The 12,420-nt window shown below is 41.5% G+C and carries 12 protein-coding genes; 6 read left to right on the forward strand and 6 right to left on the reverse strand.

Features of this window, described 5'->3' with window-relative positions; translation table 11 throughout:
• Positions 1–19: 19 nt before the first annotated feature.
• From murE to mraZ, 5 genes are read right to left on the reverse strand one after another with little or no spacing between them, the layout of a single operon-like run.
• A complete protein-coding gene (gene murE, locus CXF72_RS05500; RefSeq protein WP_232784890.1) occupies positions 20–1,537 on the reverse strand; it encodes a UDP-N-acetylmuramoyl-L-alanyl-D-glutamate--2,6-diaminopimelate ligase in 1,518 nt (505 codons plus the stop codon).
• A complete protein-coding gene (locus tag CXF72_RS05505; RefSeq protein WP_101037513.1) occupies positions 1,537–3,369 on the reverse strand; it encodes a peptidoglycan D,D-transpeptidase FtsI family protein in 1,833 nt (610 codons plus the stop codon). The genes murE and CXF72_RS05505 overlap by 1 nt, the downstream gene beginning before the upstream one ends.
• Positions 3,366–3,680: a cell division protein FtsL gene (gene ftsL, locus CXF72_RS05510; protein ID WP_101037515.1), complete on the reverse strand. Its 315-nt coding sequence runs from the start codon at positions 3,678–3,680 to the stop codon at positions 3,366–3,368. Before ftsL ends, CXF72_RS05505 begins: the two co-directional genes overlap by 4 nt.
• 1 nt (position 3,681) lies before the next feature.
• On the reverse strand, positions 3,682–4,629 hold the full coding sequence (rsmH, locus tag CXF72_RS05515; RefSeq protein ID WP_101037517.1) for a 16S rRNA (cytosine(1402)-N(4))-methyltransferase RsmH: 948 nt from the start codon (positions 4,627–4,629) through the stop codon (positions 3,682–3,684).
• The gene (mraZ, locus tag CXF72_RS05520; protein ID WP_101037519.1) at positions 4,629–5,087 is read right to left on the reverse strand and encodes a division/cell wall cluster transcriptional repressor MraZ; all 459 of its coding nucleotides are present in this window, start codon (positions 5,085–5,087) and stop codon (positions 4,629–4,631) included. Before mraZ ends, rsmH begins: the two co-directional genes overlap by 1 nt.
• 291 nt (positions 5,088–5,378) lie before the next feature.
• Here mraZ and rsfS point away from each other — a divergent pair, with 291 nt between their 5' ends.
• The 5 genes from rsfS to CXF72_RS05545 are packed head-to-tail and all read left to right on the forward strand — an operon-like array spanning position 5,379 to position 9,960.
• Positions 5,379–5,705: a ribosome silencing factor gene (gene rsfS, locus CXF72_RS05525; RefSeq protein WP_101037521.1), complete on the forward strand. Its 327-nt coding sequence runs from the start codon at positions 5,379–5,381 to the stop codon at positions 5,703–5,705.
• Positions 5,705–6,175 (forward strand): 23S rRNA (pseudouridine(1915)-N(3))-methyltransferase RlmH, encoded by a 471-nt coding sequence (rlmH, locus tag CXF72_RS05530; protein ID WP_011769536.1) that lies wholly within the window; start codon positions 5,705–5,707, stop codon positions 6,173–6,175. The genes rsfS and rlmH overlap by 1 nt, the downstream gene beginning before the upstream one ends.
• 6 nt (positions 6,176–6,181) lie before the next feature.
• Positions 6,182–8,068 (forward strand): penicillin-binding protein 2, encoded by a 1,887-nt coding sequence (mrdA, locus tag CXF72_RS05535; RefSeq protein ID WP_101037524.1) that lies wholly within the window; start codon positions 6,182–6,184, stop codon positions 8,066–8,068.
• A 2-nt stretch (positions 8,069–8,070) separates the two neighbouring features.
• Complete coding sequence (gene rodA / locus CXF72_RS05540; RefSeq protein WP_101037526.1) at positions 8,071–9,171, forward strand: rod shape-determining protein RodA; 1,101 nt, start codon at positions 8,071–8,073, stop codon at positions 9,169–9,171.
• A 6-nt stretch (positions 9,172–9,177) separates the two neighbouring features.
• Positions 9,178–9,960: a septal ring lytic transglycosylase RlpA family protein gene (locus CXF72_RS05545; RefSeq protein ID WP_101037528.1), complete on the forward strand. Its 783-nt coding sequence runs from the start codon at positions 9,178–9,180 to the stop codon at positions 9,958–9,960.
• 53 nt (positions 9,961–10,013) lie between these two features.
• On the opposite strand, the gene pmbA is transcribed toward CXF72_RS05545, so the two are convergent.
• A complete protein-coding gene (gene pmbA / locus CXF72_RS05550) occupies positions 10,014–11,339 on the reverse strand; it encodes a metalloprotease PmbA (RefSeq protein WP_101037530.1) in 1,326 nt (441 codons plus the stop codon).
• A gap of 321 nt (positions 11,340–11,660) precedes the next feature.
• Between pmbA and yjgA the strand changes: the two genes are divergently transcribed.
• On the forward strand, positions 11,661–12,167 hold the full coding sequence (yjgA, locus tag CXF72_RS05555) for a ribosome biogenesis factor YjgA (protein ID WP_101037532.1): 507 nt from the start codon (positions 11,661–11,663) through the stop codon (positions 12,165–12,167).
• Positions 12,168–12,420: the final 253 nt, after the last annotated feature.

Consider the following 12,420-nt stretch of genomic DNA (forward strand, 5'->3'; position numbering starts at 1 on the left):
ATTTTTTGATCATGTTCATTTATGTACCGGATGCAGCTGATTTTTGCAGTGCAGCTAAACATTCTCGATCGCTATAATGCACCCGTTGCTTGCCAAAAATTTGGTAATCTTCATGTCCCTTTCCGGCCAGCAGCACAATATCATCGGATTGTGCTGAATCTAATAAAAAATTAATCGCCTGCTTGCGATCATGAATCACTTTGACTTCATCGGGCCGGGTAAAACCTGGCAATATATCTTTAATGATATTCTGAGCATTTTCCGTGCGCGGATTATCATCAACCAACACCACTTTTTGAGCATAATGCTCTGCAATTTTAGCCATTTGTGGACGTTTTCCCGTATCACGGTCACCACCACAGCCGAAAACACAAATAAGACGACCTGAAGATTTATGTTTTTGCAGTGCCAATAATACCTTCTCTAATGCATCGGGTGTGTGCGCATAATCAACCACAAACGTGATATTTTGCTTCGCAAAGTAATACTGCTCCATTCGCCCGGGCACTGTACTTAATCGAGGAAAGATTGTTTGCACTTGTTCTATGCTGATATTTTCGACTAATAATTGGGTTACGACTGCAGCCAAATTTGACACATTAAAATCACCATAAAAGGGGGCAGATACGGAGCCCTTTCCCCAACTTGAGTGAAATGCGAAAGTGACACCTTGAGCATGATAATCAACATCCGTTACCCGCAGGTAAGATTGTTTATCGGTTAAGGCTTCGGCATGAAAACCATAACCGATAGCATCGGGAAAATCACTTAACCACTTAGCGCCGATCGGGTCATCGGTATTAATGATACGTTGCTTGAGAGGATATTTTTCAAATAAGGTTTTTTTAGCTAAATGATAATTCTCCATCGAGCCATGGTAATCAAGGTGATCGCGGGTTAAATTGGTAAATATTGCGCTAAAAAAAGGTACAGCGGAGACACGACCCTGGTCCAATCCATGAGAGGAGACTTCCATTATCGTATATTCAACGCCCTGCTGCTGATAACAATGCAACTCAGAAAATACCGATATAGCATCTAAGGTTGTATTTAAGCTGCTTTTTAACTGCCCGAATAAACCGTTTCCAATAGTGCCCATTTGCGCGCTCTGTTTACCTAATAGCATAAAACTGTCAGCTAACAAGCTTGCTATCGTTGTTTTTCCATTGGTTCCGGTCACCGCAATCACTTTATGCAACTTGCTTTGCCCAAAAAAGAAACGATAGGCGAGTGCACTTAAAATAGCCGCAAGCTTATAAACTTCAAATACCGGCACACCTGATTTTATGGTTATTCGACCGTGCTCGGATCTGTTTTTAGTTTCCGAAAAAACAGCACAAGCGCCCATTTTGATGCTTTGTTCAATAAACAAACGCCCGTCATATTGCACGCCTTGCAGCGCGATAAACAGGTAACCCGGGAAAATCTGACGACTGTCTAAGGTTAAACCCGATATGCTGATCGAAGGATCATAGTCACTTAACCAAGGTTTCATCAAATCATTCAATAACATTATCTGCGCGTCGTTAAGCATCATTAATTTGACTCTAAATAGGTATAGCTGTCATTTTCATCATCTGGACGAACGTGACTTAATAATAGTGCACTTTTCATTACCGTTGAAAAAACCGGCGCAGCCACATCACCCGCATAATAGCGGTCACCCTGCGGCTCATTAATCATCACAACGATCGCAAAGCGCGGGTTACTTGCAGGTGCTAATCCGGCAAAAACCGAGACATAATCATCGCCATAACCACCCGCTACCGCTTTACGTGAAGTCCCCGTTTTACCTGCAATTCGGTAACCTTCGACTTTTGCTTTAGGCGCCGTCCCCCCCTTTTCACTGACGCCCTCCATCATTGAAACAACTTCCCGGGCAATATTATTTGGAATAACCTGCTCTCCCCGTGCCGCTGTCGCATTTTTCAATATCGAGATCGGGTATTGCACTCCGCCGCTGCCTAAAATGGCATAGGCTCTAGCAAGTTGCAGGGTGGTCGTTGTTATACCGTACCCGAAGGACATGGTCGCCAACTCAAAATCAGACCATCGGCCACGCAGGGGCAAACGGCCAAAACTTTCTCCAATTAAACCAATGCCGGTATAATTACCAAAGCCAAAGTCAGAAAAGGTTTGCTGTAATTGATCCGGTTGCAGGCGCAGGGCCAGTTTACTGACACCAATATTACTGGATTTTTTTAGAATCATGGCCAGATCTATTTTCCCCAGATTATGACCGTCACGAATCCGGCGGCCACCGATACGCATCCAACCCGGTGAAGTATCTATGACTTCATCAATATCGGTTTTTTTATAAATAAGGGCGCTTGATACCACTAAGGGTTTAACCGTTGAACCCGGTTCAAAGGTATCTGTTATAGCACGATTTCTTAGTTTGTACGGCTGATACTGGGCACGATCATTGGGGTTAAAGGACGGGGAATTTACCATCGCATAAATTTCGCCCGTATTCACATCTAAAACAACAATCGATCCCGATGTTGCATCATTTATTTTAATAGCACGTTTTAGTTCACTGTAAGCAACCGCCTGAATCCGCTGATCAATACTAAGTTGTAAATTGCCCGCCGCTTTTTTAACTTTAAGAACTTCGATATTATCAATAACGTTACCCAGACGATCTTGACGTACGCGTTTTTGTCCACTTTGCCCCTGCAGATAACGATTATAACTTTTCTCAATGCCTTCGATACCTTGAGAATCAAGATCCGTTAAGCCTAAAATATTGGCATTAATTTCGCCTGTAGGATAAAAACGGTGTGACTCAAGCTGTTCGGAGATTCCGGTTAAATTAAGCTGGTTGATATATTCTACAATCTGTTGGTTTACTTGGCGTTTAAGGTAAGAAAATCGGGAGTTTGGTTTTTGGAGAATCTCAGCAAGTTGATCCAGCTCAATATCCAAAACCTCAGCGAGAGCGGACCATTTTTTTGACTCATAGAAAAACGTTTTGCTGGCTGTCTCCTTGCCTGTTTTGGGATTAACAACAACACTTTCTAACCATTCCTGCTCAGTAAAAGCGAATGCCGATTTAACTCTTTTAGGATCTGCCCAAATTGCATAGGCAGGTACGCTGATAGCTAACTCTTCACCATTGCGATCTTCAATATTGCCACGATGCGTCACTGATTCTGTGATCCGTAAACTACGTTTATCCGCTTCGTTGGTTAAATATTCAGGTTCAATAATCTGCAGATAAGCTAAGCGACTGATTAACAGCAATGCAATGGTCGCGACCGTAATTGAAACAAAGATATAACGCCACGAGGAAAAGGTCTCATAGACATTTTTCCCGGGTGTTTTTAGGGTCATTTTTTGCTTTTTCAAATGCCGTTTTATTTTCATCGCAGTTCCACCAATACACTGTTCTTTTTTGTTGTCTGTGACATGGACAATTTTTTAAGCGCAATACGACGAATACGACTGTGCTCATCCAAAGTGTGCTCTTCAATTAATAAATTTCGCCACTCCATCATTAAGTCGTCTTTATCCTGTAATAAGTGCTCTATTTGGGTCACCAGTCCACGCGTTTTATGAGTAGTATAAACATTGTAAATTGCGCTACATACAATCAGCATTCCAACCAAAACAGAAAAAAAATGTTTGCGTAAATCGGCCGCTATTAAGCACAACAAATGCGTATTGAGTGCGATCAAGTTATTCGCTCTCAGGCTCGGCTATTTTCTGTGCAACACGTAACACAGAGCTCCGTGCTCGTGCATTCTCAGTAATTTCTTCCGCGCTTGGTTTTAGTGCTTTAGCAAGAGATTTGAGCGTTTTGCCATGCTGCATCTGGGCTTCTGTTAAGGGTAAACCGGGGGGGTACTCTCTCCCTTTTTCCTGTTTACGTATAAAACGTTTAACTATCCGGTCTTCTAAAGAATGGAAACTGATCACCGATAACTGTCCGCCAATAGCTAATATCTCCAGCGCGCCATCAAGTACTTTATGGATCTCTTCCAATTCACTATTGACATAAATCCGGATAGCTTGAAAGCTGCGTGTTGCCGGATGTTTTTTCTTTTCTCTTTTCGGACAGAGACGTTCAATTAATTGTGCCAATTGCAGCGTGCGTAAAAAAGGTGTTTCGGTGCGATCCGCAACGATAGCCCGGGCGATGCGGTAAGCAAACTTTTCCTCACCAAAGGTTTTTAATACCCAACCGATGTCATCGACATCCGCTTTTGCCAACCACTGTGCTGCACTTATACCCGAGGTCGGATCCATGCGCATATCCAACGGACCATCACGCATGAAACTAAAACCACGGTCAGCATCATCAAGTTGAGGCGAAGAAACACCCAGATCTAATAACACACCGTCTATTTTTCCTGCGAGCCCTAATTCTTTTATATATTCAGCTAATCCGGAAAAGGGACCATGGACAATAGTAAAACGAGGATCTTCAATCATCAGCGCTTCGCCGGCTTCAATCGCACGCGGGTCACGATCTATTGCTATTAATCTCCCCTGTGCACCTAACTGGGCAAGAATATGTCGAGAATGCCCCCCTCGTCCAAAGGTACCGTCAACATATATGCCGTCTTTTTTTAAACCTAAGCCGTTAACCGCTTCATCCAGTAATACTGTTGTATGTTTTGCCATTAAAGTGAAAACTCCCTTAACCCTGAACTTAATTCTATTCCTGTCGGCAACCCGTCCTCTAAATCATTTTTTATCTGTTGATTCCACATATCTTCGTCCCACAATTCAAATTTATTTAATTGCCCCACCAACATCACTTTTTTTTGTAGTTTTGCATGTTGCCTGAGGGTTGGTGCGATTAAAGCTCGCCCACTTTTATCTAATTCACTTTCCGTTGCATATCCCAAAATAAGACGCTGTAAACGACGCTCCTGCGGATTAGTACTCGATAAAGCACGTAATTTTGTTTCAATCAATAGCCATTCATTAAGCGGATAGATCAGTAAGCAGGGCGACTGGATATCGATAGTACAGACAAATTGACCTTGACAAGTATCCTTCAACCAATCTCGATATCGAGTTGGAATAGCGATTCTTCCTTTTGTATCAAGATTAATTGCATTCGCGCCACGCAACATGATTATGTAAAATCCATCTTTTTATGTGAGTGAAAAGGCGATAATTTGGAGGAAATGATCCACTTTTATACACTATTCCCCACATTTTACCAGAAGTTTAATAAACTATGACGTTTTTGCAAGGAAAGGATCCAATTATTTAACAGCGGATCTAGTTAAGGAAGGGTGATTGAATCGATTGGTGTTAATATAAAAAGGTCAAATGATCATCAAGACTATCCCGGCAGAGATTGGTCGTGTTATACTGTGTAACTGATTAAATTTTTAACTCCATTATGAAAGGAATTCCCTTTGCAAGACGCACAATTAAAAAAATTTGTATTACAACAGCTTGAAGATTTCAAAGCGAAAAATATTACCGTAATCGATGTTTCTGCAACCTCAGATGTCACTAATACTATGATTATCTGTACTGGTAATTCTAAACGTCACGTCCGTTCTGTCGCAGAACAAACTGCACTGGCAGCCAAAAATGCCGGTGAAGCTCCATTAGGTATCGAGGGGTTAGAGGACAGTGATTGGGTATTACTGGATCTCGGTAATGTTGTCATCCACGTTATGCAGGATGAAACAAGACAGTTTTATCAACTTGAACAGCTTTGGGAACATTCTGCTTAATGAAAATTCAGCTAATCGCAGTCGGCACAAAAATGCCCGACTGGGTTGAAAAAGGATACCAAGAATATGCGCGACGCTTTCCAAAAGAGATGCAACTTGAATTGCTGGAAATCAATGCTGGAAAGCGTGGTAAAAATGCGGATATAAAACGTATTCTGAAAAAAGAGGGAGAGTTAACCCTCGCAGCAATCCCCAAAGGTAATAAAATCGTCACACTGGAAGTGACGGGACAAGCATGGACAACTGAACAGCTTGCCGATGAAATGGGCAAATGGCAGTTAGATGCAAGAAATATTAGTTTATTAATCGGTGGTCCTGAAGGGCTTGCGCCTGAATGTATAACAAAGTCTGAACAACGCTGGTCACTTTCAGCGTTAACTTTGCCCCACCCTTTGGTGCGAGTTATCGTCGCCGAAAGTTTATATCGCGCTTTTACTTTAACGATTAACCACCCATACCATAGAGAATAAGACTAAGTGGTTAAAAAACGCATCCCCATAAGGAATCATTCCGCAGAATCCGCACTCTTTATGCGCCGTACTCTGGTGATTTTTATTGCAATAGTCATTGCAATTGGGGTGTTAATTAGCAACCTCTATTACCTGCAAATAACCTCTTTTCAAAAATATCAAACTCGTTCCAATGACAACCGTATAAGTGTACAAACGATTCCGCCGAACAGAGGCCTTATTTATGATCGTAATGGCATCATTATTGCCGAGAACCGGCCAGTTTATAATCTGCAGGTGATCGTTAATAAAACAAAAAATTTAGATGACAATATGCTTGAGCTACAAAAGTTATTAGCATTGACGGATCAAGAAATTAAAAGTTTTCACGAGCAAAATCGTTATGCAAGATCCTTTAAAGCGATCATAATTCGCCAACAATTAAGCGCAAAAGAAGTCGCTCTTTTTAGCGTTAATCAACATAGATTTAAAGGATTTTCGATTCAAGCGAATCTTAAACGTTTTTACCCTTTTGCTGATACTTTTACCCATGCCCTGGGTTATATCGCCAAAATTAATAGCACTGACCTGCGACAAATTGAAGAGCGGGGCGAAAGCGCACGTTACCGGGCAACTGAATATATCGGTAAACTGGGCATCGAAAAATATTATGAAGATTTATTACATGGGCAACCCGGACAACGTCAAGTTGAAGTAGACAGTTGGGGGAAAGTAATACGTACCCTTAGCTTTACCCCTCCTATTCCGGGCAAAGACATTATCTTAAACCTTGATGTCAAACTGCAATTAAAAGCACAACAATTATTGGGTGAAAATCGCGGTAGCGTGGTTATACTGGATGCCAACACCGGCGGCGTTTTAAGCTTAGTGTCCAGTCCAAGTTATGATCCTAACCTTTTTGTACAAGGCATAAGTCAGCGGGAATATCAGGCTCTCCTGCAATCAAAAGACCGTCCACTGATTAACCGGGCCACCCAGGGACGCTATCCGCCAGCCTCAACCATTAAACCAGAAATGGCTTTGCTCGCGTTAGATGCAGGTGTCATCACCGAACAAACAGAAATATTCGATCCTGGTTGGTGGATTGTACCCAATTCTAAGCGCCGCTTTCGTGATTGGAAGCGTTGGGGGCACGGTAAAGTTGATGTTCACAAGGCCATAGAACAAAGCTGTGATACCTTCTTTTATCAAACGGCCTATAAAACGGGCATTGATCGCATGAGTCCTTTTATGAAGAAATTTGGTTTTGGCAATTATAGTGGTCTTGATATAGGTGAAGAAACAAAAGCAATCATGCCTTCTCGCGAATGGAAAAAAGCAAGATTTAACGAACAATGGTATGACGGCGATACAATATCAGTGGGTATCGGGCAAGGTTACTGGACGGTTACACCGATTCAACTTACCAAAGCCACGGCCATTTTATCCCGTAAAGGTAAAGTAATAGAGCCGCATATGCTGCAATCCATTATTTCAGGTGACAGTACTGTTACACCGGCGCGAGAAGCACAAAAACCGATCCTGCTAAAAGATTCTCATTACTGGGAAGTCGCCTTAGATGCTATGTATGCCGTTACCAGTAAAAAATCCGGTACTGCCGATAAAGCATTTGCCGGCACCTCCTATTCTGTCGCCGGTAAATCGGGTACGGCACAGGTTATCAGTATCAAAGAAGATGAAACCTATGATGCCGATAGCATGAAAGAGCGTCATCGGGATAATGCAATGTTTGTGGCATTTGCCCCCTTTAAGGATCCCGAAATTGTAGCCAGTGTTGTTCTGGAGAATGCCGGGGGCGGTAGCAGTCACGCAGCTCCGATTGTCCGCTCTTTGTTTGATGAATATTTTGACAATAGGGCACCCTCTCCTACTACTCAATCGGCAGGCTTATAATAATGCTCAGTACTCAAGCTCAAAAGAGCATTTTTTATCGTTTACACATAGATCCGCTGCTACTGATCGGATTATTTTCTTTAATGGGTTTAAGCCTGACCATATTATATTCTGTTGCTGGTTACGAGATGCTAATCAGGCAAGTCATTCGTTTAGCCATTGCCCTCGCAGTGATGTTTGTAATAGCGCAAATCCCCCCTGAAATTTACCAACGCTGGACACCGGCTATTTTTGTTATTATTATTTTACTGCTGATCGCAGTCTTGGTCTTCGGTCATACGGGCAAAGGCGCGCAACGCTGGTTAGACCTTGGTTTTACAAAATTTCAACCGTCTGAAATGATGAAACTGATTATGCCGTTTATGGTCGCTTATTATATAAGTGAATATAATTTACCGCCGCGTTTAAAAGAGATTTTTGTATCCTTGCTAATTGTCCTGGTTCCGACCCTTCTAATAGCCGTACAACCCGATTTAGGCACCGCTATATTAGTCGCGTCATCCGGTATTTTTGCACTTTTCCTTTCGGGAATTTCATGGCTGTATCTTGCCGTAGCCGCTACCGCTGTGGTCGCATTTGTTCCCGTCCTGTGGTTTTATTTAATGCATGATTACCAGCGAAGTCGTGTATTAACCCTGTTTAATCCTGAATCTGATCCGCTCGGCGCGGGCTATCATATTATTCAGTCCAAAATAGCGATTGGTTCGGGTGGTTTCTCGGGTAAAGGTTGGTTACAAGGCACACAATCTCAGCTTGAATTTTTACCTGAACGGCACACCGATTTTATCTTTTCTGTTTTTTCAGAAGAGTTTGGGTTTATCGGTATTCTAATGCTGTTAACCATTTACCTGTTTATCATTGCGCGTGGTTTATGGATAGCAAACCAAGCCCAGGATGCTTTCACGAAATTAGTAGCAGGCAGTATTACCCTCACTTTTTTTGTTTATGTCTTTGTTAATATTGGTATGGTGAGTGGTATTTTACCCGTAGTAGGCGTCCCCTTGCCGTTAATAAGTTATGGAGGCACCTCAATTGTTACTTTAATAGCCGGTTTTGGGGTGTTAATGTCTATCGATACTCATAAACGTTTTAATACGAGCTAATAAAAAATGCGAAAATTTAAAATATCACTCTTATTTCTGCTGCCGATCATGCTTATTGGATGCAGCTCTCAAGATACTGCGACGGGCCGTTATCAAATAGAGAATGATCACCGCCCGGATAAAACGCCCCCTCTGGGTCATGTTGAGAATGTTAATCCTCGTTATGAACCTTATTCTCGTGGTGGTAATAAAGATTATACTGTACGTGGTATTGATTACGAGGTACTGACGGGTATTACAACGCTGCGCGAACGGGGCAGAGCCTCGTGGTATGGTAATAAATTTCATGGCCATTTAACCTCAAATGGTGAGCGTTATGACATGTTTTCAATGACAGCGGCTCATAAAAATTTACCTTTACCCAGTTATGTGAGGGTAACTAACTTAGAAAATAACAAACAGATTATTGTGCGGGTTAATGACCGGGGGCCCTTTCATAAAGGACGAATTATTGATCTGTCTTACGCTGCAGCCTATAAACTGGATATTCTAAAGACGGGCACGGCAAAAGTTGAAATTCAACTTATCCATTTCCCTGCACAGGAAGATTTGAGCAATCAGTTTAACGGCGATTATTACATTCAGTACTTAGTCACCTCATCACAGGGAAAAGCTGAGGATTTAGGTAAAAAACACCGCGCTGAATATCAAGTAAAAAGTTTATTTATTGAAAAAGATAAACTTTACAAATTACGTTTAGGACCCTTTAACAGTCAGTTAAGAGCAGAAAAAATATTGGCTGAAATGAAAAATGATTACCCGAAGGCATTTATTGTGCATAAAAAATAATATTTACATCAAATAAGCCTATTTAAAATAGGCTCATTTGTATTTTTTTAATATTATTGACCGGCTATTTTCATTTTATTAATTAAAATAGAGCCTGTTTTAAGGCTGCTGCGCGGATCAATATCATTGCCGATCGCTTCAATCCCCATAAACATATCTTTTAAATTTCCCGCAATGGTAATTTCATGTACAGGACAAACAATCACCCCATTTTCAATCCAAAAACCGCTCGCTCCGCGAGAATAATCACCACTTACCAGATTCACACCTTGCCCCATCAACTCGGTAACAAAGAGCCCAGTGCCCATCTCTTTAAATAACCCGGGCAAATCTAAATCACCCGTCTTAATATGCCAGTTATGAATGCCTCCGGCATGGCCTGTACTTTCCATTTTCATTTTACGGGAAGCATAGCCTGGTAATAAATAGGTCTGCAGTACGCCACTTTCAACAATATTTCGCTGAATGGTTCTGCCCCCTTCCTGATCATAGGGCGCGCTGGCGAGGCCTTTCATGATATGCGGATTTTCCGAAATTTGCATCCATTCAGGAAATATTTTGGTCCCTAAACTATCCAGTAAAAAACTCGATTTTTTATACAAACTCATTCCGCTGATTGCGCCAACGAGATGTCCAAATAAGCCGGTAGCCACTTCAGGAGCAAAAATAACGGCACTTTCTTGGGTTTTTATTTTAGTTGCGCCTAAACGATCTAAAGTACGCTTTGCAGCATCTTCTGCCACCCATTTTGCGCTCAATAGATCCTTAACGTCCCGCCCGCTAGTGTAACTATAATCTCGTTGCATCTCCTGTTGCTGCTTTGCAATTAACACACAACTCAAACTATGACTACTGCTTGCATAACTGTGCAGGAAACCATTGGTATTACCATACACTTTAAGGCTTGAATGACTGTTAAATGCTGCCCCATCAGAGTTCACAATACGCGAGTCACTGGATAATGCGATCTCCTCACACTCTTTGGCAACCGCCAAAAACTCTTCAGTCGTATAGTTGCAAGGGTGATAAAGATTCAAATCGAGTGGTGCTTTTTCTAAACATTCAGGATCCAATAAACCGGCGAACGGATCCTCGCTGGTAAACTTGGCAATATCGACAGCAGCTTTAACGCTTGAGTGAATTGCTTCTAAACTTAAATCAGCCGTTGATGCACTGCCCTTACATTGGTTTACATACACGCTGATCCCCATCGCACCATCATGATTAAACTCAATGTTTTCGACCTCTCCCAAGCGTGTATTAACAGAAATACCCGTCGCCTTTCCGAGTGCAACTTCAGCCTGATTAACCCCAAGTTGCTGAGCAAATGTTAATGCCTCATTAACCGCATTTTCGAGTTGTTGTTTCTGTTCAATCATGATTTATACACCACTTAGAATAAAATAAAATTTGATCGTGAAAATATCCGAATCAGTTAAAAAACAAATTCCGGATTAATAAGAGGTCGCCATAAAAATCAGCTAACAATGTTTCGCCAATAAGCTTTCCCGGCAACAAGATCATGTTATTAGCCACTTTATGACACGCACTTATCATGCTGAAATCACCTCTTGATACAGTGAATACTGCATTTTAGAATCGTTCGCGTATAATAGAATAACATGCTTTAAAGCAAGCTTCTTGTGATGATGTTATCATGTAAGTAATTATTCCATTTAACTGTGATAGAAAATAAATTTATGAATAAAAAAGTTGTAGAAGTTGTTGAGGATGAAATCAGTAAATCGCAAATAAAACGTGATGCTGAAGCCCTGAAATTGATTGGTCGTGAATTAGTTGAATTAAATAAAAAACAACTGGCTCAGATACCCGCAAGTGAATCACTTTTTCATGCTATTTCTGTTGCCCATAAAATCAGTGGTAAGCACGAAGCACTGCGCCGTCAAATACAATACATAGGTAAAGTACTCAGAACCGAAGATATTGACGTGATTCAAACTGCGCTTGATAAACTGAACAATAAACATCAGCAGTTAACCCATGCAACACAAAAATTAGAGTTGTTAAGAGATCAGTTAATCGAGCTTGGGGATAATAAAGTAGAGGAGTTATTAGCAGAATACCCACAACTTGATCGTCAAAAATTGCGTCAACTTGTGCGTCAGGCAAATAAGGAAAAGAAATTAGAAAAACCTGCAAAAGCAGCGAAGGATTTATTTGTTTATTTAAAACCTGTTTGTTTATAACTTACCCCCAATAAAAAGAGAAATGATAAAATCATTTCTCTTTTTATATTCTACAACTATTCCGCCATCCTCGCGCTGCACTGTTATTAAACTAAATATTCACTCTTTAAGACTCATCCAGCCCTGCAGCAGATAAAATAAGCGACGAGCTGCGAGCAAATGAGCGACGAGCTGCGAGCAAATGAGCTGCGAGCTGCGAGCAAATGAGCGACGAGCTGCGAGCAAATGAGCGACGAGCTGCGAGCAAATGAGC

This window comes from Psychromonas sp. MB-3u-54, assembly GCF_002836415.1.
GTDB lineage: Bacteria > Pseudomonadota > Gammaproteobacteria > Enterobacterales > Psychromonadaceae > Psychromonas.

Coding starts and splice junctions, on each gene's coding strand:
- rodA (WP_101037526.1), top strand. CDS start 8,071: ATGCTCAGTACTCAAGCTCAAAAGAGCATTTTTTATCGTTTACACATA.
- pmbA (WP_101037530.1), bottom strand. CDS start 11,339: ATGATTGAACAGAAACAACAACTCGAAAATGCGGTTAATGAGGCATTA.
- rsmH (WP_101037517.1), bottom strand. CDS start 4,629: ATGGCAAAACATACAACAGTATTACTGGATGAAGCGGTTAACGGCTTA.
- rlmH (WP_011769536.1), top strand. CDS start 5,705: ATGAAAATTCAGCTAATCGCAGTCGGCACAAAAATGCCCGACTGGGTT.
- murE (WP_232784890.1), bottom strand. CDS start 1,537: ATGATGCTTAACGACGCGCAGATAATGTTATTGAATGATTTGATGAAA.
- yjgA (WP_101037532.1), top strand. CDS start 11,661: ATGAATAAAAAAGTTGTAGAAGTTGTTGAGGATGAAATCAGTAAATCG.
- CXF72_RS05545 (WP_101037528.1), top strand. CDS start 9,178: ATGCGAAAATTTAAAATATCACTCTTATTTCTGCTGCCGATCATGCTT.
- mraZ (WP_101037519.1), bottom strand. CDS start 5,087: ATGTTGCGTGGCGCGAATGCAATTAATCTTGATACAAAAGGAAGAATC.
- CXF72_RS05505 (WP_101037513.1), bottom strand. CDS start 3,369: ATGAAAATAAAACGGCATTTGAAAAAGCAAAAAATGACCCTAAAAACA.